Source organism: Tahibacter sp., from assembly GCF_035481375.1.
Lineage (GTDB): Bacteria > Pseudomonadota > Gammaproteobacteria > Xanthomonadales > Rhodanobacteraceae > Tahibacter.
Genome location: NZ_DATIGT010000108.1, coordinates 1 through 20,089 on the forward strand (window position 1 = coordinate 1; position 20,089 = coordinate 20,089).

At 68.9% G+C, this 20,089-nt stretch carries 14 protein-coding genes and 1 pseudogene; 5 read left to right on the forward strand and 10 right to left on the reverse strand.

Annotation, left to right across the window (positions count from 1 at the left end):
- Window positions 1-100 precede the first annotated feature (100 nt).
- The gene (yjgA, locus tag VLF18_RS06725) at window positions 101-652 is read left to right on the forward strand and encodes a ribosome biogenesis factor YjgA (protein WP_325278851.1); all 552 of its coding nucleotides are present in this window, start codon (window positions 101-103) and stop codon (window positions 650-652) included.
- 10 nt (window positions 653-662) lie between these two features.
- On the opposite strand, the gene tldD is transcribed toward yjgA, so the two are convergent.
- From tldD to leuS, 10 genes and pseudogenes are all read right to left on the reverse strand, one after another.
- Window positions 663-2,105 (reverse strand): metalloprotease TldD, encoded by a 1,443-nt coding sequence (gene tldD / locus VLF18_RS06730; RefSeq protein ID WP_325278852.1) that lies wholly within the window; start codon window positions 2,103-2,105, stop codon window positions 663-665.
- Window positions 2,106-2,221: 116 nt separating this feature from the next.
- Window positions 2,222-6,160 (reverse strand): YhdP family protein, encoded by a 3,939-nt coding sequence (locus tag VLF18_RS06735; RefSeq protein WP_325278853.1) that lies wholly within the window; start codon window positions 6,158-6,160, stop codon window positions 2,222-2,224.
- A 30-nt stretch (window positions 6,161-6,190) separates the two neighbouring features.
- A complete protein-coding gene (rng, locus tag VLF18_RS06740; protein ID WP_325278854.1) occupies window positions 6,191-7,675 on the reverse strand; it encodes a ribonuclease G in 1,485 nt (494 codons plus the stop codon).
- Window positions 7,676-7,818: 143 nt separating this feature from the next.
- Window positions 7,819-8,388 (reverse strand): Maf family protein, encoded by a 570-nt coding sequence (locus VLF18_RS06745; protein WP_325278855.1) that lies wholly within the window; start codon window positions 8,386-8,388, stop codon window positions 7,819-7,821.
- A 26-nt stretch (window positions 8,389-8,414) separates the two neighbouring features.
- Complete coding sequence (rlmH, locus tag VLF18_RS06750; RefSeq protein ID WP_325278856.1) at window positions 8,415-8,885, reverse strand: 23S rRNA (pseudouridine(1915)-N(3))-methyltransferase RlmH; 471 nt, start codon at window positions 8,883-8,885, stop codon at window positions 8,415-8,417.
- Window positions 8,886-8,912: 27 nt separating this feature from the next.
- Window positions 8,913-9,245 (reverse strand): annotated as a pseudogene (gene rsfS / locus VLF18_RS06755) (ribosome silencing factor); the annotation flags it as partial.
- 523 nt (window positions 9,246-9,768) lie between these two features.
- Window positions 9,769-10,413, reverse strand: a complete 645-nt coding sequence (gene nadD, locus VLF18_RS06760; protein WP_325278857.1) for a nicotinate-nucleotide adenylyltransferase — start codon at window positions 10,411-10,413, stop codon at window positions 9,769-9,771.
- A 1-nt stretch (window position 10,414) separates the two neighbouring features.
- Window positions 10,415-11,434, reverse strand: a complete 1,020-nt coding sequence (gene holA / locus VLF18_RS06765; protein ID WP_325278858.1) for a DNA polymerase III subunit delta — start codon at window positions 11,432-11,434, stop codon at window positions 10,415-10,417.
- Window positions 11,435-11,447: 13 nt separating this feature from the next.
- Window positions 11,448-11,951: an LPS assembly lipoprotein LptE gene (lptE, locus tag VLF18_RS06770; RefSeq protein ID WP_325278859.1), complete on the reverse strand. Its 504-nt coding sequence runs from the start codon at window positions 11,949-11,951 to the stop codon at window positions 11,448-11,450.
- A 1-nt stretch (window position 11,952) separates the two neighbouring features.
- Entirely contained in the window at window positions 11,953-14,685 is a 2,733-nt protein-coding gene (leuS, locus tag VLF18_RS23130) for a leucine--tRNA ligase (protein ID WP_414717192.1), read from the reverse strand.
- A gap of 246 nt (window positions 14,686-14,931) precedes the next feature.
- Between leuS and VLF18_RS06785 the strand changes: the two genes are divergently transcribed.
- From VLF18_RS06785 to VLF18_RS06800, 4 genes are all read left to right on the forward strand, one after another.
- Entirely contained in the window at window positions 14,932-16,245 is a 1,314-nt protein-coding gene (locus VLF18_RS06785; RefSeq protein WP_325278860.1) for an amidohydrolase family protein, read from the forward strand.
- 183 nt (window positions 16,246-16,428) lie between these two features.
- Window positions 16,429-17,283 carry a thioredoxin gene (trxA, locus tag VLF18_RS06790; RefSeq protein ID WP_414717193.1) on the forward strand — a complete coding sequence of 285 codons (855 nt, stop codon included), beginning with the start codon at window positions 16,429-16,431 and terminating at the stop codon, window positions 17,281-17,283.
- A gap of 7 nt (window positions 17,284-17,290) precedes the next feature.
- Window positions 17,291-17,770, forward strand: a complete 480-nt coding sequence (locus tag VLF18_RS06795) for a DUF4442 domain-containing protein (RefSeq protein WP_325278861.1) — start codon at window positions 17,291-17,293, stop codon at window positions 17,768-17,770.
- 207 nt (window positions 17,771-17,977) lie between these two features.
- The coding region (locus VLF18_RS06800) for a hypothetical protein (RefSeq protein ID WP_325278862.1) at window positions 17,978-20,089 on the forward strand (2,112 nt) is incomplete at its 3' end.

Here is a 20,089-nt window from a genome sequence, read left to right on the forward strand (position 1 = left end):
CTTCCGCGAGCCGGTCGAGCTCGGCGAGACTGGCGTCCTTGTTGGCGATCTCTGCACTCACAGCCTATCCTTTCCTTCTTTGCCGACACTGCACCACGTCATGCGCGACCACGACGACGAATTACCCGAAGACGACGGCGACGATTCGCCGAGCCGCAGCCAGCGGCGCCGCGACGCGCTGGCCGTGTTCGAACTGGCCGAGCGCCTCGTCGCGCTGACCGACGCGCAGCTCGGCCATCTCGCGCTCGATGAAGATCTGCTCGACGAAGTCGAGAAGGCCCGCCGCATCACGCAGCAGATCGCGCGCAAGCGCCAGATCCAGTTTCTCGCCAAGATCATGCGCCGGCGCGAGGACGAACTCCCGGCGATCCGTGCGCAGCTGGACCACGACCGCCAGCTCGCACGGCGCGAGACCGCCGAGCTGCATCGGCTCGAAGAATGGCGCGACCGGCTGATCGACGAGGGCGACGAAGCACTGACCGAACTGCTGCGCCAGTTCCCCTCGGCCGATCGCCAGCATCTGCGCCAGCTCGCACGCCAGGCGCGCACCGAGCGCCACGACAACCGGCCGCCGCACGCGTTCCGCGAGCTGTTCCGCGAGCTGCGCGCGCTGTTCGAAGGCGGAACTCCGGCCGACGACAGCGACGAGTAGCGCGCAGCGGTCACGCCGCCGTTCCGCCGACGGTGATGCCGTCGATCTTGAGGCTCGGCTGGCCGACGCCGACCGGCACGCTCTGGCCGTCCTTGCCGCAGACGCCGACGCCTTCGTCGAGGCGCAGGTCGTTGCCGATCATGCTGATGCGATTCATGACGTCGGGACCGGACCCGACCAGCGTCGCGCCCTTGACCGGTCGCGTGATCTTTCCGTCCTCGATCAGGTAGGCCTCGCTCGCCGAGAACGTGAAGCGGCCGTTCGTGATGTCGACCTGGCCGCCGCCGAAATTGACCGCATAGAGGCCGCGCTTGACCGAGGCGATGATTTCCGCCGGATCGTGCGAACCGCCGAGCATGTAGGTGTTCGTCATGCGCGGCATCGGCAGGTGCGCGAACGATTCGCGGCGGCCGTTGCCGGTCGAGCGCGTGCCCATGAGCCGCGCATTGAGCTTGTCCTGCATGTAGCCGCGCAGGATGCCGTCCTCGATCAGCACGGTGGACTCGGTCGGCACGCCCTCGTCGTCCACATTGAGAGAACCGCGCCTTCCCTGCAAAGTACCGTCGTCCACGACGGTGACGCCGGGCGCGGCCACGCGCTGGCCCATGCGGCCGGAGAATGCCGAGGTGCCCTTGCGGTTGAAATCGCCTTCGAGGCCGTGGCCGACGGCCTCGTGCAGCAGCACGCCGGGCCAGCCCGGGCCGAGCACGACCGGCATGCTGCCGGCCGGCGCGTCGACGGCGTCGAGATTCACGAGCGCAAGCCGCACGGCCTCGCGTGCCCAGGCCTGCGCGCGGCCGTTCGCGAGCAGCTCGGCGTAGTCGTAGCGCCCGCCGCCGCCGGAGCTGCCGGTCTCGCGGCGGCCGTTCTGCTCGGCGATGACCTGCACGTTGAAGCGCACCAGCGGCCGCACGTCGGCCGCGAGCGTGCCGTCCGCCGCCGCGACGAGCACGGTGTCGATGCCGGCGGCGACGCTGACGATGACCTGCGTCACGCGCGGATCGAGCGCGCGCGCGAACCCGTCGATCTCGCGCAGCAGCGCGATCTTGCCGGCGCTGTCGAGACTGTCGATCGGATCGATCGGACGATACAGCGCGCGGCCGTTGCTGATCGCGAGCGGCCGGCCGACGCCGTTCGCGCCGGCCTTGGCCACGGCGCGCGCGGCGCCGGCGGCTTCGAGCAGCTGCGGCAGCACGATCTCGTCGGAATACGCGAAGCCGGTCTTCTCGCCGGCCAGCGCACGGACGCCGACGCCCTGCTCGATCGAATGATTGCCTTCCTTGACGATGCCGTCCTCGAGCACCCAGTGCTCGGAGCGCGCATGCTGGAAATACAGATCGGCCGCGTCGACGCCGGGTCCCATGAGCCGCGCGAACACGCGTTCGAGTTCGTTCGTGGAAAGGCCGCCGGGGCGCAACAGGCGTTCGCTCGCTTGCGCGATCATCGAGTTCATCGGAATTCCAGCTGAGGCATTGCGCGGGAGATAAGGGCCGGAACGGTAGGCCACAAGGCGAGCGCAGGCAAGCACGGTCGCGCCCGCTCCGGCGGGTGAATGCAGGTAACGTGTTCCTATCGCCGATTCCCGTCGCGATCGGCCGGCGGCGGCTCGGGCGGAGACTCGACCAGCGGGGGCTCGACCGGTGGAGAATCGACTGGCGGCGACGGTTCGGTCGAGTGCGCTTCGCCCGGAACCGGCGGCGCTTGTACAGGCGTCACGCCCTCGCGCTGCGCACTGCGCTGGCGCCCGCCCTCGCGCGAAACCAGCGTGATCTCGGGCTTTTCCCAGCTTCCGGTCACGTGGTACTTCGCGGTCGTGACCTGATTGATCGCCTTGTTGAACAAGGTCTGCACCGCAAGGCCGGCCGCCGCGCCGGCGGGGCCTCCGGCGAGTGCGCCGACGACGGTCAGCGCGCCGCCGACGCGCGGCGTGACGACCATCTGCTGATCGTAGTCGCGGGCCTTGAGCCCGGTGCGTCCGCGGATACGGATGTCGGCTGCGGGGCTCGCGATGTGCAGGTTCTCGGTCTGCGCATTGCCGTCGCCAAGCCGGAATTCGCCGTTGATCGACGTGAAGCTCATGCCGGTGCGGAAAAAGTCGCCGAAATCGAGCGCAAGCCGGCGCGGAATCTCGCGCACCGAGAACAGGCCGAACAGCCGTCCCATGCCGGGCTCGACGTCGAGGATACGGCCGGCGTTGACGGAGAGCTTGAGCTTGCCTTCGAGCCGCGACAGCGCGAACGATGCGGGCGAGCCGTTCCAGTAGGCGTCGACATGAGCGAGCGTCTGGCCGCCGTCGAACAATCCGGCGAAGCCGAGCGCGGCGAGCATGCGGCCGAGATTTTCCGAGGTCAGGTCGAGATCGACGTCCGAGCGATGCCGCTTGCCGTCACCGCTCCACTGGCCGCGCACGTGCATTTCCATGTCGTCGGAATGCGTCTCGAACTGCTCGATGCGCATGCCCTCGGCGTTCGGCAGCGATTCGAGCCGGGTTTCGCCGAGATTCGCGCTGCCCAGCCGGAAATCGCCGATCCACAGATGCAGCGGCGGAATCGCCGACGGCACGACGCCGTCGAGCGGATCGGTGTCGTCCGGCGGCGCCCCGGCCGGACGCGGCGGATCCGGCCAGTGCAAATGTTCAAATTGCGCGGTAATCCCGCGCTTCAACAGATCCACGGTGGGAATCTGCAGCGTGCCCTGCAATTGCGCGCCGCTGAAGCTGATGCCGACCTGATCCGGCTGCCGCGCGAGCACGAGGCCGAGGTCGGCGAACTCGCGCACGCCGATCAGCGCCCTGTCGGCGCGCAGGTCGACCGAACGCAGCAGGCTCGGGCCCGCACCCGCGCCGACGCCGACGCCGGCCCAGCCCGACAGGTCGAGGCGGCGGCCACGCCCGACCACGGTCAGGCCCGCGTCGGGAATCTGCTCGGGCGGCGTGTTGCCGAGTGCGATCGCGCCGGCGAATTCCCGCTGCGCATCCGGCAGTCGCGCGCGCATCTGCAGCACGTCGGCAATCGCGACCGACAGCGGGCTGCCTTCCATCGGCAGGTTCAGCCGCACTTCCAGCGGCATCGCGTCGCCGGCGGGTTTGTCGAGCGGCGCCGGCAGATCGATCGCGGTGCCGCGCAGTTCCGAGCGCAAGGTCAGCTGCGCCGGTGTGTCGGCGCGCGGCACGGCGAGGGTGATCGTCCAATCCGAACGCCCCGAGAAACGCGGCCACCACGGCTCGAGTACGGTCGCGCCCTTGAACACGAGCTCCATCGGCAGATGGCCTTCGAGGCGCGCTTCCACGGCGTTCGTGCGGTCGGCAACGTCGTCGCCGAGCGCGAGCGAGAACGCGGCCGGATGGCCGGCCTTCTGCAGCGCGAGCGGACCGGCGCGCATGCCGGTGTTCGTGAAGAAGATCTTGCCGCTCGCGTGCGCGAAATCCGTGTCCCATTTCTTCGCGACGATGGCCGCATCGCTCAGGGCGATCTCGCCCTTGACCGTGCTCCCGATGTCCGGCGCGAACGGCAGGTCGAGATGGAATTTCACGTCGGCCATGCCGCCGATCTCCAACCCCTTGAGTTCCTTCGCGAAGCGCGTGCCGAGCGGCGATGCGTTGATGACGGCGAGCAGGTCGGGGCCGGCCCCCTCGCCTTCGACATCGAGCGAGAGCACGGCATCCTTGAACGAGGGAATGTCGGCAACGGCGCGTTTCGCGGTGGTGCCGAGCACGCGGCCGCCTTCGGTTTCCGCGTGCATGCTCGAATTGAGAAATTCCGCGACGACGCTGACGCCCTCGGCGCGCGGCCACGCGGGGTTGTAGTCGAGCGTGAGCCCGCTGATTTCGGCGCGCGCCTTGAACTGGCCCGAGTAATCGCGGATCGGCCAGTCGTCGAGGTCGCAGTGGATCGCGGCGCGCCCGCCGTCGATCGTGCCCGCGACGAGTCCGCGGTCGAGCCAGTCCATGGCCTTCTGCGACATGTCGCCGATCGGCCAGAACTGCTTGGCGGCCGGTACGTCGCTGGGCAGCACGACAGCATAGAGATCGAGCAGCGGCTTGCCGCCGTCGGGCCGGAGTTCGACGCTGCCGCGCAGTTGCGTCGACACGCCGGGCGCGTCGACGTCCAGCGCGTCGGTCTCGACGCGCCAGCCGCCCTCGTCGAGCCGGAACGCGGCGATGCGGCCGGCCAGACGCTGCAGCGCGAGCGGCTGGCGGAACTTGCGCGCGTAGTTCAGCGTGGAACTCTGCGCCGGAAGATCGAGCACGAGCGCCGCGGCGTCGCCGTAGAGCTCGCCGTGCAGCGCCGTGAACCCGGGGACTTTGTCCACAGGTAAAAAACTCAATCCGTCGAGCACCGCGCTCACGTCGAAATCGTCGCGGCCGGCGTAGCGCAGCGAGACCCCGCGCAGTTGGCCCTGCAGCGCCGCGCGCGCCGGCCAGTCGGTCGCACGCTCCGGCGAGAACGGCAGCAGCGCCGCGATGCTCGCGAGATCGACCTGCGGTGCCGACAGCGCATAGCTCTCGCCTTCCCGGCGCAGCGTCAGCGCGGTGGCGATCGGATTCGTGCCGGCGCGGGCCGCGTGGAAGTCGGCGAGATCGAACGTCCAGCCGCCGGTGTCGCGCGTCCAGCGCGCCACGCCGCGCAGTTGCGCAAGCGACAGCGTCTTCGCGCCGTTGGCGGCGTCCGCCGGAGGCGCCGCCTCGATGCCGCCGACATCGACGGCGGCATGGATCGAAACGGGCGCGGCATCGCGCAGGCGCGCCCACATCTGTAGTTTTCCACTGCCCGTGCGCAGGCTGCGCCCCTGCCAGCTGAATCCCTGCGCGAGCGCGGCGAGATCGAGCGAGTCGCCGCCGAGATAGACGTTGCCGCTGCGCAGCTCCGCATCGAGTTCGGCGACGAACTGCAGCGGCTTGCTCTGCGGCGCATCGCGGCGCAGCACCGCGAGCACGCGGTGACGCCCGTCTTCGTTGAGCAGGCGCAGTTCGTTGATGCGCACGGCAGCGTCGATGCCCTGCGCCGCATCGACGACGCGGATGCGCGCGTCGCGCAGCACGACCGCGCCGAGCGCGAGCAGCGGACTGTCGCTGCTGCCGCCGTCGCCGGCGACGAGCCCCGACATCTGCCAGCTGCCGTCGTCGCGGCGCACGAGGTCGACATTGATGCCGGCGATGCGGAATTCGCTCCAGCGCCGCGTGCGGCCGAGCCAGGCGCCGAGATCGATACCGAGTTCCGCCTGCGGAATCACGAGCGGCGGTACGTTCACGTCGGCCGACGCGACATGCACGCCGTCGAGCCGCAGCAGCGGTCCGCCCTCGCCCCAGTAGCCCTGTACCTGATCGATGCTGACCGGGCGCTGCAGCTGATCCGACAGCAGCGCCTCGACGCGCGCCTTGTGCAGGCCGACCTGCGGCAGCAGCAGGCGCAGCAGTCCGACGAACACGGCCGCGAGAATCACGAGGCAGGCCAGGCCCAGGGTCAGCGCGATGCGCGCGCGACGCAGGCGGCGGCGCCAGGGTGTCACGGGCGGGCTACCGCGCCGGAACGGTAGCGCTCAGAGCAGGACCACATCGAACTGCTCCTGCGAATAGTGCTCCTCGGGCTGGAAGCGGATGGTCTTGCGAATGAATTCCTCGAGTTCGGCGACCGCGGCCGATTCCTCTTCGAGGATGCGGCTGACCACTTTGGGCGCGGCCAGCACGAGCAGTTTTTCCGCATCGAACTGGCGCACGGCGCGCGTGATCTCGCGGAAGATTTCGTAGGTGACCGTCTCGGCGGTCTTCAGGCTGCCGCGGCCGCCGCATTCGGGGCACGGCTCGCAGAGCTGGCGTTCGAGGCTCTCGGTCGTGCGCTTGCGCGTCATCTCGACGAGGCCCAGCGGCGACATGTCGTAGACCGTGGTCTTGGCGTGGTCGCGCGCGAGCGCCTTTTCCAGCGTGCGCAGCACCTGACGCTTGTGCTCCTCGTCGGTCATGTCGATGAAATCGATGATGATGATGCCGCCGAGATTGCGCAGGCGCAGCTGCCGCGCTGCCGCCTGAGCCGCTTCGAGGTTGGTCCGGTAGACGGTCTCCTCGAGATTGCGGTGGCCGAGGAACGCGCCGGTGTTCACGTCGACCGTCGTCATCGCCTCGGTCTGGTCGACGATCAGATAGCCGCCGGATTTCAGCGGCACTTCCTTGCGCAGCGCGCGCTGGATTTCGTCTTCGACGCCGTAGAGATCGAAGATCGGCCGCTCGCCGGGATAGTGCTCGATGCGCTCGACGAGATCGGGCATGAACTGCTGGGTGAAACTGTGGATCTTGTCGTAGGTCTCGCGCGAATCGACGCGGACCTTCTCGATGTCGCGGCGCATGAGGTCGCGCAGCGCGCGCAGGCTCAGCGGCAGGTCTTCGTAGATGCGCGTACCGACGCGCGCCTGGCTGATGCCTTCCTGCACCGCCTGCCAGAGACGGCCGAGGTAATCGACGTCCTCGGCCAGCGCTTCGTGGGTCTGACCTTCGGCGTTCGTGCGGACGATGAAACCGAGCGTGCCGTCGCGGCCGAGCTGCTGCAGGCTTTCCTTCAATCGCGCGCGCTCGGCCTCGTCCTCGATGCGCACCGACACGCCGACCATGCGCGAATACGGCAGCAGCACGAGGTAGCGCGACGGAATCGACAGATGCGTGGTCAGGCGCGCGCCCTTGCTGCCGATCGGATCCTTGACCACTTGTACGACGAGTTCATGGCCTTCGCGCACGAGATCGAGGATCGGCGGCGTCGGGCCGCTCGGCGTGCCGCCTTCGGTCGCGTCGCCGACCAGCGACGGTGCGGCGCGCACGATGTCCGACGCATGCAGGAACGCCGCGCGCTCCAGGCCGATCTCGACGAACGCCGCCTGCATGCCGGGCATGACGCGGCTGACCTTGCCTTTGTAGATATTGCCGACATAGCCGCGGCGCTGCGCACGTTCGATGTGCACTTCCTGCAGCATGCCGTTTTCGACGACGGCCACGCGCGTCTCGCGCGGCGTCACGTTGATCAGGATTTCTTCGCTCACCGAACTACCTTGTCAGCGGGCGGCTGAACCGCGCCTAGTGCAGGGACCTTCAGGAATCGGGGCCGGCGGGCCGACGACGTTCCCGGTTATAGCCGCCGCCTCGTGAACTTGTCGATGCGGCGGTCGCGATGCAGCGACGCGCGCTACACGGGATGACCGAAATGACGCAGGAGCTGCGCAGTCTCGTGGAGCGGCAGTCCCATAACGCCGCTGAAGCTGCCCGACAGATGATCGATGTGCGCCGCGGCCAGGCCCTGAATCGCGTACGCCCCGGCACGGCCATAGGGTTCGCCGCTCGCGACATAGGCGGCAATGGCAGCCTCATCCATGGGCGCGAAGCTGACTTCCGACAGCGACGTCGCGTGCTCCTCGCGACCGGCGCTGAGCAGCCAGACCGTCGAGATCACGCGATGGCGGCGCCCCTGCAGGCGGCGCAGCATCGCCGCCGCCGCGGCCGCATCGGCGGGCTTGCCGAACACCTCGTCGTCGAGCACGACTTCGGTGTCGGCGCCGAGCACGATGGCGCCGGCGACGCCGGCAACCTGCAGCAGGCCGGCTCCGGCCTTCTCGCGCGCGACGCGGCTCACGTAGTCCTCGGGCGGCTCGTTCTCGCGATGAACCTCCGGCACGTCGACGTCGAGCACCGCGAAGCGCAGGCCGAGCTGTTCGAGCAACTGGCGCCGGCGCGGCGATTGCGAAGCGAGATAGAGCATCGGAGCACTCCGGTCAGGCGCAAGGATCAGGCACGGTGGTAGGGATGATTGCCGAGCAGACTGACGGCGCGATAGAGCTGTTCGGCCAGGATCAGCCGGACCAGCATGTGCGGCAAGGTCAACGCACCGAGCGACCAGCGCTGATCGGCGCGCGCGAGTGCCGGTGCCGCGAGGCCGTCGGGACCACCGATCAGGAACGCGAGATCGCGGCCGGCCATGCGCCAGTTCGCGAGCTGCGCCGCGAGATCCTCGCTCGACCAGACCTTGCCGCGACCGTCGAGCGCGACGACGTGCGTGCCGCGCGGAATCGCTGCGAGCATGGCCGCGCCTTCATCGTCGAGCGCGCGGCCGAGATCGCGGCCCTTGCCGCGATCGCCGAGCTTCAGTTCGACCAGTTCGAGCGGCAGTTCGCGCGACAGCCGCTTGGTGTATTCCGCAAAGCCGTCGGCGACCCAGGCCGGCATGCGTTCGCCGACGGAGATCAGACGCGCGCGCATGCGCCGGCCGCTTCCGCGACGGCGCCGTCAGCCGTAGGCCGCCTCGGCATCGGCGTCGCCGCCGACCGACCAGAGACGTTCGAGTCCATAGAACTCGCGCACGCGCGGCAGCATGACGTGGACGATGATGTCGCCGAGATCGACGAGCACCCACTCCGCCTCGCGCTGGCCTTCGACGCCGAGCGGCATCATGCCGGCCTTCTTCGCATACTTGACGACTTCGTCGGAGACGGATTTCACATGACGCGTCGACGTGCCGCTCGCGATGACGATGAAATCGGCGATCGAGGTCTTGCCGCGCACATCGAGTTCGACGACGTCCTTGGCCTTCAGCTCTTCGAGTGCGCGACGCACTTCGAGCCGCAGCCGTTCGACGATGTCCGTCGGCACCGCGACCTTGGCGCCGGCTTTGCGTGGCTTGTGCTGCGGCGGCGCGGCGACCTCTCCGGCAACCTTGCGCGGCTTCTTCGCCGCCGGCTTGGCCGAAGCCTTCGCGTCCGCGGCCCGCTTGGCCGCGGCGCGATTGGCGAGAACGGCCTTGCCCGGCTTGCTCGCCGCCGACTTCGGTGCGCTCGCGCCGGCGGAGGGCTTCTTCGTCGCCACGGCCTTTTTCGCAGCCGGCGACTTTTTCGCTGCGGCGGCCTTGCGGGCGGCCGGCGCGGCAGCGCGGGAACGGGGTTTGGATTCGGACGCAGTCGAAGACTTCGGCGTTTTGGTCGTGGCCAAGCGTGCGCTACCTCGGGGAAATCGGAGGCCACAGTATACGGGAGGCTCCGCCACGTGGAGGAAGGGGGGCGGGAGGAGCAGGAGATGCGTAGAGAGAAGTGAGAAGTGAGTGCTGGGACCGGCGCCCCTGCTGCTCGTTTCCCACCCCTCCGACTGCTCACTGCGTTCGATACCACCCCCGCTCCCGAATGGCCTCGCGCACAGCATCCGGCACCAGGTAACGCGGATCGCGTCCGGCCTCGAGTTCGGCGCGGATTGCGGTCGCGGAAATGTCGAGGCCGGTCACCCCGAGCGACAGGATGCAGCCGGCACCGCGGTCGCGCCACGCGCCGTCGACGGCGCAGCGGCGCTCCTCGATCTGGCGCAGCAGGTCGGCCGGCCGTTCGCGCGCCGGGCCGGGCCGGTCGAGCACGCCGACGTGCGCGAGGTCGAACAGCCGCAGCCAGCGGTTCCAGGTCGGCAGGCCGGCGAATGCGTCGGCGCCGACGAGCAGAACGAGCGGTCTGTCCGCACCGATCTCGGCGCGCAGTTCCTGCAAGGTATCGACGGTATAGGACGGGCCGTCGCGATCGAGTTCGCGCGTATCGAGCTGCAGGCGCTCCTGCCCGGCCAGCGCGAGCCGCAGCAGTTCGACGCGCTGGTCGGCGGAAAGCACCGGCTGCGGCCGGTGCGGCGGCACGTTGGCCGGCAGCAGGCGCACGTCGGCGTCGAGCTGCTCGGCCGCTTCCCAGGCCGCGCGCAGGTGGCCGTAGTGAACCGGGTCGAAGGTGCCGCCGAACAGCGCGAGCGGTCGCCGCGGCATCTCAGGCGCCGGTCAAGAGATGCGCGCTGCGCGGCACCGCCATGGCGGCGAGCAGCCGTTCGAGTTCGACCCAGGCGTCGCCGGCGCCGCGTCCCTTGCTGATCCGGTCGATGCGCGCGGCCTGCGCGAGGCAGCGCTCCCAGTGTCCGAGACCGCCGCGCTGCAGCGCCTTGCGATAGATCGCCTCGCGCGCCGGATAGATGCGTTCGCTGCGGAACGCCTGCGCCGGATTCGGCGCCGCGGCCAGCCGCACGAGCAGTTGCAGCTGATACAGCAACAGCCCCATCAGCGCCGGCACCTGCTCGCCTTCGGCGCGCAGGCCCGCAGCGATGCGCAGCGCGCGCGGCGCGTCGCCGGCGAGCGCCGCGTCGGTCAGCTTGAACGCGTCGTAGCGCGCGCTGTCGGCGACGAGATCCTCGAGCGTGGCCGCGTCGAGCACGCGGTCGCCGGCGAGCAGCGCGAGCTTGTCGATCTCCTGCGCCGCCGCGAGCAGATTGCCTTCGCTGCGTTCGACCAGCACGTCGATCGCGTCGCGCGCGGCTTTCACGCCGCGGCTCGCCATGCGCTGGCCTATCCAGCTCGGCAGGTCGTCGGGCCGCAGCGGCGCGATCGGCACGAACACGCCGATCGATTCGACGCTGTCGACCCAGGCGGCGTGATGCTGTTTGCTCCACTGCGTCGCGGTGATCAGCAGCACCGTGTCCGGCGGCGGGCGCTCGCAATACTCGATGATCGCCGCGGCACCGTCCTTGTTCGGCTTGCCCGTCGGTACGCGCAGGTCGATGAGCTTGCGCGAGGCGAACAGCGACATGCCGCTTGCGGCACGCGCGAGGTCGTCCCAGTCGAAGCCGCTCTCGGCATCGAGGATGTCGCGTTCCAGATAGCCGAGTTCGCGCGCCCGCGCGCGCAGCGCATCGCTCGCTTCGATCAGCAGCAGATGCTCTTCGCCGGCCAGGAAATAGACCGGCTTCAGCGCGTCGCCGGCCAGATGCTGGCGCAGCTGCGACAGACTGAGGCTCATCGACGCGGCAGCGTCAGCCCGGCCGGCCGCCGAGCGCCGCGAGGCGGCGCAGGATGGCCTGCACCATGTCGCGCTGCAGCTGTTTCTTCAGCTCGTCTTCCTGCGCGGCCACGCCGACGGCCTGGGTTTCGTCGAAGGTGTAGTCGCGCGTGAGTTCGATGGTCTGGCGCGGCAGCACGACGCCGCCGGCCGCGTCGACGGCTTCAATGTCCACTTTGTAGCGCATGGTGTATTCGCGCACGCGCGCCGTCGCGCCGACCGACAACGCTTCGGGCGCGAGCGAGCTGACCGGAATGCGCAGCGTCGCCACGCCGGCACCGGCGGCCGTCTCGACCGTCGCGCCGGCGCGTTCGAGCGCATCGGGCAGATCGCGCACGAGCAGGCTGCCCGGATCGGCAACCTCCAGGCGCAGCCGCTTCAGGCTGTCGGGCAGCTGCGCCTGTTCGCGCAGATGGAAGCCGCAACCGGCGAGCGCGAGCGCCGCCGTTACCACGATGGTCCGCCAGATGGTGCGCATGTCAGCCCGCCACGATGTTGACGATCTTGCCCGGCACGACGATGACTTTCTTCACCGCGAGCCCCTCGAGGAAGCGTGCCACTGCCGGATCGGCGAGCGCCTGCTGCTCGCAGGTTTCCCTGCTCGCGTCGACGGCCACGTCGATCTGACCGCGCAGCTTGCCGTTGACCTGCACCGCGAGCACGAGCGCGTCTTTTTTGAGCGCCTCGGCGTCGGCCAGCGGCCACGAACGGTCTTCGATCAGACTCTCGCCGTAACCGAGCGCCTGCCACAGCGCGTGGCAGACGTGCGGCGTGATCGGGTTGAGCAGCAGCGTCACGGTTTCCCACGCTTCCTGGCGCACCGCGTCGGCGGCCGGCGACGCGTCGTCGAACTTCGCGAGCGCGTTCAGCAGTTCCATGACCGCGGCGATCGCCGTGTTGAACGCGTGGCGGCGGCCGATGTCGTCGGAGACTTTCGCGATCGTCTCGTGGAGCTTGCGGCGGATCGCCTTCTGCTCCGGCGTCAGCGCGATCTCGCCGCGGCGCAGCTGTGCCGCCGCAGCCTGCGACTGCGCGACCGGCGCGGCGCCGACGTGCCTGTGCACCTGCGCCCAGACGCGGCGCAGGAAGCGCGCCATGCCGTCGACGCCCGACTCGTTCCATTCCAGCGACATGTCCGGCGGCGAGGCGAACATCGAGAACAGGCGCACCGTATCAGCGCCGTAGCTGTCGACCATGGCCTGCGGATCGACGCCGTTGTTCTTCGACTTCGACATCTTCTCGATGCCGCCGATCGAGACCGGCTCGCCGTCGTTTCCGAACGCGCCGACGATGCGCGCGCGCTCGTCGCGCTGGATCTGCACGTCGGCCGGATTGAACCAGGTCGTCGAGCCGTCGCTCTCGCGGCGGAAGAAAGTCTCGGCCACGACCATGCCCTGGCACAGCAGGTTCGTCGCCGGTTCGTTCGACGCGACCATGCCGGCGTCGCGCATGAGCTTGTGATAGAAGCGGAAATACAGCAGATGCAGGATCGCGTGCTCGATGCCGCCGATGTACTGGTCGACCGGCAGCCAGTAGTTCGCGCGCTCGTCGACCTGCCCGCTCGCGCCCGGCGAGGTATAGCGCGCGTAGTACCAGCTCGATTCCATGAAGGTGTCGAACGTGTCGGTCTCGCGCTCGGCCGGACCGCCGCACTGCGGACAGACGCAGCGGCGCCATTCCGGATCGGCCTTGATCGGCGACTGCACGCCGCTGAACGCGACGTCCTCGGGCAGCACGACGGGGAGCTGCTCGTCGGGCACCGGCACCGCGTCGCAGGTCTTGCAGTAGATGATCGGGATCGGGCAGCCCCAGTAGCGCTGGCGGCTGACGCCCCAGTCGCGCAGGCGATAGTTCACGCGGCGCGAGGACTCGCCGAAACGTCCGGCGAGCGCGGCGAACGCCTGCGCGTAGTCCATGCCGTCGTATTCGCCCGAGTTCACGAGATAGCCGCGCTCGGTGTAGGCGCCGTCCTCGAGCACGCGCTGCTGGAACTCCTCGATCATCTGCACGGCCGCGGTCGGCTCGTATACGTCGCGCGGGGCGCCTGCGCCGAGCGCCGTGTTCATCGCATCGCCGCCGGCGGCGACGTCGCGCTTGAGTTCGAGGATCGCGTCGCGCACGTCTTCGTTGACGATCACGAGCTTGATCGGCAGGTGGTACGCGTGCGCGAACTCCCAGTCGCGCTCATCGTGTCCCGGCACCGCCATGACCGCGCCGGTGCCGTAGCCCATCAATACGAAATTGGCCGCCCAGACCGGCAGACGCTCGCCGGTGACCGGATGCAGCGCATAGACGCCGGTGAAGACGCCCTTCTTTTCCTGCGTCTCGAGATCGGCCTCGGCCGTGCCGCCGTGGCGGCATTCCTCGATGAACGCGGCGAGATCCGGATTGTCCTTCGCCGCGGCGAGCGCGATCGGATGTTCCGCCGCGATCGACACGAAGGTCACGCCCATCAGCGTGTCCGGCCGCGTCGTGAACACGTCGAGCGTGCCCTCGCCGCCTTCGATGCCGAACGGGATCTGCAGCCCTTCCGAGCGGCCGATCCAGTTGCGCTGCATCGTCTTGACCGCGTCGGGCCAACCCGGAAGGCTGTCGAGTTCGGTCAGCAATTCCTCGGCATAGGCCGTGATCTTGAGAAACCATTGTGGAATTTCACGCTTTTCCACGATGGCGCCGGAGCGCCAGCCGCGGCCGTCGATGACCTGTTCGTTCGCGAGCACGGTCTGGTCGACCGGATCCCAGTTCACGACGCTCATCCTGCGGTAGACCATCCCCTGCCGGAACAACCGCGTGAACATCTGCTGTTCCCAGCGGTAGTAGTCGGGCTTGCAGGTCGCGACCTCGCGCGACCAGTCGTAGGCGAAGCCCATGCGGTTGAGCTGCGCCTTCATGTGTTCGATGTTGGCGTAGGTCCACTTCGCCGGCGCGGTGTTGTTCTTGATCGCCGCGTTCTCGGCCGGCAGGCCGAAGGCATCCCACCCCATGGGCTGCAGCACGTTGCGGCCCTGCATGCGCTGATAGCGGCTGATGACGTCGCCGATCGTGTAGTTGCGCACATGGCCCATGTGCAGCGCGCCCGACGGGTACGGCAGCATGGACAGACAGTAGAACTTGGGCTTGCCGGCGACTTCCTTCACTTCGAAGGCGCGCGTGTCGTTCCAGAATTTCTGCGCCGCGGCTTCGACCGCTGCGGGATCGTAGGTTTCGTGCATGAGGGAAATGGCGGCCGCGCGGCGATAACCGCGGAGCAGGTCAGGGAAGAGTCGCCGCAGACTACCGCAGCGCAGCAACCCCGCCAAGCCTGCCCCCTGCCGAACGACACAGGCCATCCATTCGCCGCTGGCTATGATCGGGCTTTCGTGTCCGTTGCGCGGCGAGTCCGCCGCTGCGCCGGACTCGCCGGCCCGAGAATGCGCCGGCACGGCCAATTTCGGGACAACCACTACAGGAAGCCTCTCATGCGCGCGCTGCCGTGTTCCCCCCTGCGTCTTGCGCTGTGTCTCGCACTGGCCACGGCCCTGCCGGCCGCGGCCGCCGACACCGTCACCGCACTGCACTGCCCCGCGCTCGTCGACACGGCCACGGGCAAGCTGCTCGGCGCGTCGACGGTCGTCATCGCCGGCAACCGCATCCGCGAGGTCGCCGCGGGCACGACGACACCCGGCGGCGCGCGCGCGATCGACCTGCCGCCCGGCAGCACCTGCCTGCCGGGTCTCATGGACATGCACACGCACCTGACGTCGGAGACCAGCCGCGATTCGTATTCGGAAGGCTTCCGCCTCAACGATGCGGACATCGCGTTCAAGGGCGCGGTATTCGCCGAGCGCACGCTGATGGCCGGCTTCACGACCGTGCGCGATCTCGGCGAGCGCGGCGGCGGCGTCTCGGTCTCGCTGCGCAACGCGGTCAACCAGGGCATGCTCAAGGGCCCGCGCGTCTATACCGCCGGCAAGTCGATCGCGACGACCGGCGGCCACGCCGACCCGAGCAACGGTGCGCGTCGCGGACTGATCCCGGACCCCGGTCCCGAGGACGGCGTCGTCAACAACGTCGACGACGCGCGCAAGGCCGTGCGCCAGCACTACAAGGACGGCGCGGATCTCATCAAGATCACCGCGACCGGCGGCGTGCTCTCGTATGCCAAGAGCGGCGACAACCCGCAGTACACGGTCGATGAGATCAAGGCGATCGTCGACACGGCGAAGGACTACGGCTTCACCGTCGCCGCGCACGCGCACGGCAAGGAAGGCATGCGCCGCGCGATCGTCGGCGGCGTGACCTCGATCGAGCACGGCACGCAGATGGACGCCGAGCTCTATCCGCTCATGAAGAAGCACGGCACCTGGTACGTGCCGACGATCATCGCCGGCACCTTCGTCTCCGAGAAGGCGACCGCCGAACCGACCTACTACCCCGAGATCGTGCGGCCCAAGGCGCTCGCGATCGGCCCGAAGATCAAGAGCACCGCCGGCGCGGCCTACAAGGCCGGCGTCCGGATCGCGTTCGGCACCGATGCCGGCGTGTTTCCCCACGGCCAGAACGCGCGCGAGTTCGAACTGATGGTCGAAGCCGGCATGCCGCCGATGTTCACCCTGCAGGCCGCGACCACGCACGCCGCCGAGCTGCTCGGCGTCAGCGAGGATCTGGGCAGCCTGAGCGCCGGCAAGTTCGCCGACGTCGTCGCGGTTCCCGGCAATCCGCTCGAGGACATCGGCGTGATGAAGAAGGTCAGTTTTGTCATGAAGGACGGCGTGGTCTATCGCACGCCGTGAGGCCGTGCGACGCGCGGCCTCACGGCGCGCGGGAATCGGGAATGGAGAACCGGGAGTCGCAGCGCAGCGCGCCGCGTGCGGACGCGCTCTTGCTCCGCCTCGACGATTCCCGATTCCCGGTTTTTAGCCTTGATCGCTTACCCTCGCGCACCTACATCGCGACGATCTTTCAAGGAGCCCGCCATGGCCGAGTCCGCCCACGTCTTCGACGCCACCCAAGCCAATTTCGAGAACGAGGTCATCAAGGCCTCGCTGCAGACGCCCGTGCTCATCGACTTCTGGGCCGAGTGGTGCGCGCCGTGCCGGCAGCTCAAGCCCGTGCTCGAGAAGCTCGCCGACGACTACGCCGGCGCATTCCGTCTCGCCAAGGTCGACACCGAAGCCGAGATGCAGCTCGCCGCGATCTTCGGCATCCGCTCGCTGCCGACCGTCGTGCTGGTCAAGGACGGCCAGATGATCGACGGCTTCATGGGCGCGCTGCCGGAATCCGCCGTGCGCGAATTCCTCGGCAAGCACGGCATCGCGCCGGGCGCGGCACCCGAACCCGAAGATATTTACGCCGACGAGACGCCGGTCGAGACGATCAACCGCCTGCAGCAGGAAATCGCGGCGAATCCGGATCAGCCCGAACTCAAGCTCGACCTCGCGCTCGCGCTGATGCAGGCCGGCAACGCCGATGCGGCCGAGGCCGAACTCGACGCGCTGCCGCCGAAGTTCGCGACCGACGACAAGGCCAAGCGCCTGCGCAGCCAGCTCGATTTCGCGCGCGCGCTCGACGGCGCGCCGCCGCTGGCCGAACTCGTCGCGCGGGTCGACCGCGACGCCGACGACTTCGCCGCGCGCGACCTGCTCGGCATCCGCCTGCTGCTCGCCGGCGAATCCGCGGCCGGCCTCGATCAGTTCCTGCACGTGCTCAAGACGCGCCGCGACTGGCAGGACGGCCAGGCGAAGAAGCGCCTGATCGCCGCGTTCAATGTGCTCGACGACGCCGACCTCGTCGGCGCCTATCGCCGCAAGATGTCGGCCGTGCTGTTCTGAGCCGCATATGAAGCCCACACCGGCGCGCCTGCGCCGCTTCATGAATCTCTGGCCGCCGTTCCTGTTCAGCGGCATCCGCGTCGAATCCGTCTCGCCCGACTGGCGCCGCGCGCGCGTGCGCCTGAAGCTCGCCTGGTACAACCGCAATTATGTAAAAACGCACTTCGGCGGCAGCCTGTTCTCGATGACCGATCCGTTCTGGATGATCCTCGTGATGGAATGCCTCGGCCGTGACTACATCGTCTGGGACAAGGCCGCGACGATCGACTTCATCGCCCCCGGCCGCGAAGACGTCTATGCGGAATTCGTCGTCGAGGACGGCGTCCTCGACGAACTGCGCGCCGCAACGGCGAACGGCGAGAAATGCCTGCGCTGGTTCGATACCGACGTGAAGACCGCGGGCGGCGAGCTCATCGCGCGGGTAAGGAAGCAGCTCTACGTGCGCCGAAAGGAAAACCGCAGAGCGGGCGAACCGGCCTCTTCGTAGATTGCCGGCGAGCCGCAACCTGCGCGGCCGCAGCAGATTTGGGGTTTCTCGTCCCGGCCTGCGTATCCATGACCGCAGCCGCCATCCCTGTCGCGGCTCGGGAGTGGTTTCATGGCTTCGGCTTGGTCTGCAAGGCGCTTCGTAACTTTATCCATCACGTTGTTTCTTGCGCTGTCGTGCGCAGCGCACGCGCAAAGCCGTTTCGTCGTGACGAGCACGGCCGACAGCGGTCCGGGCACGCTGCGCGATGCGGTCACGCTCGCCAACGCGAACGCCGATCGCAGCACGATCGATTTCGCGATCGACACGAACGCGTTCGGCGCGGGGCCGTGGCAGATCGCGCTGCAATCCTCGCTGCCGGAGTTCAGTGCACCGGTGCTCGTGCGCGGTTTTTCGCAGGCCGGCGCGAGTGCGCCGACGTCGACCGGCAACGGCCGGCTGATGATCGAGATCGCGACCGATCACAACGCGGAATATGCGCTGATGTTCTCGCGCGGTTCCGAGGGCAGCAGCGTCACCGGGCTCGCTTTCGTCGGCGGCGCGCCGGGCTCGCCGGCGCTGCTGATCATGGCCGGCAACGTGCGCGCGTCGGCGAACTACATCGGCCTGCGCGCGGACGGCGTGCCGGATCGCTATTCGGGCATCGGTATCGGCGCGGTCTGCGCCGACGGCATCGTGATCGGCGGTAGCGCTCCGTCCGACGGCAACGTGATCTACGGCACGACGACGGCCGTGATGATGGACGGTGCCAACCACGCCGTGCGCCACAACTGGTTCGGCATGGACCTGCAGGGCATCGCGTCGCTCGACAGCCTGATCCCGCACGACGGCCTGCTCGCCGGAACGATCGGCGTCGGCGTCGCGCCCCATCTGCAGAACACGTATTCGCCGACCGTGCAGCAGAGCTTCTTCGGTCTGCGCGATTCGGTAATCGCCGACAACCGCTTCGCGAACATCGGCCGCAACGCGGTGCGCCTGCTCGGCGCAACCAATCCGACGCGCGGCAATCAGATCGTGCGCAATGTGTTCGGCCGCGACATCTGGGGCGGTCCGGATGCCTATGTCGACATCGCCGTGCGCCTGAGCAAAGGCGCGTTCGACAACGTCGTCGGCGACAATACGATCGCGCGCGCGAATGCCGGCATCCTGCTCGGCGACGGACTCGAATCGCCGCCGAGCGCCGCCGGCACGGGCAACCGGCTGAGTCGCAATCTGATCTTCGACGTGGCCTATCCGATGATCGGGCTCGACGTGTCGAATCAGTTCGCGCCGCTCGAGAACGATCCGCTCGATGCGGACACGGGCGCGAACGCGCTGCAGAACAAGCCCGAGATCTCTGCAACGAGCACGGCCGGCGGCGTGGAAGGCACGCTCGACGCCGCGCCGAACGAGACGTACACGATCGACTTTTCGCTCGGCACGAGCTGCCACGCGAGCGGCTACGGTGCAGCCGATTTCCTGCTCGGCGCAATCGACGTGCAGACCGACGGCAACGGCCGCGCGACGTTCGCGAGCCGCTTTCCGACGCCGCCGCCGACGGGCCTTAGGGCCGGCGACGCGGTCAGCGCGACGGCGACCGACGCGCGCGGCAACACGTCGGAATTCTCGCGCTGCACGCCGCTGGCGGCGGCCATTCCGACACGCGTGAAGCTGGCGCCGCTGGCGACGCCGCAGCCGGTAATGGAAGCCGTTGCATTGCAGGCCGAAGTGTCGGGCGACAACACACGCGTGCCGGGCGGCGAGGTCGCGTTCTTCGCACGCACGGCCACGGGACGCCGCGAACTCGGGCGCGCGCCGCTGCAGGGCGGACTCGCGACGCTGAGCGCACCGCCGCAGGGTTTCTTCGTCAATGCCGGCCGCTACGAACTCGAAGCCGAGTATGCCGGCGACGGCTTCCACCAGCGCGGCGGCTCGCCGCCGCAGGCCATCGTCGTGTTCCGGCCGGGCATCGCGACGATCGACGTGACGCTGTCGGCGCCGGTGCGGCGCAACGCCGGCACCGGCGATCGCGAACTCTACGACGTGTCGCTCGGCGGCTGGCGCAGCCTCGGCACGCTGCGCGACGACGCGTGGATCGACAGCGAGCGCTTCGGCGTCGAGCGGCTCGACCGCATGCTCGTGCGCGATGCGAACGGCGACTACGTGCTCGTCGACGAACGCGGCGCGCGCACGGTCGTGCGCAGCAATGCCGTCGCCGGTCCGGCGCAGATCGTCGATCTGCTGCAGGCCGACCGGGACGGCCGCGCCGATGCGGTCGTGCGCGACCCGGCCGCCGGCTGGCTGCTCGTGCACTGCGTGTTCGTCATCGACAACTGCGAG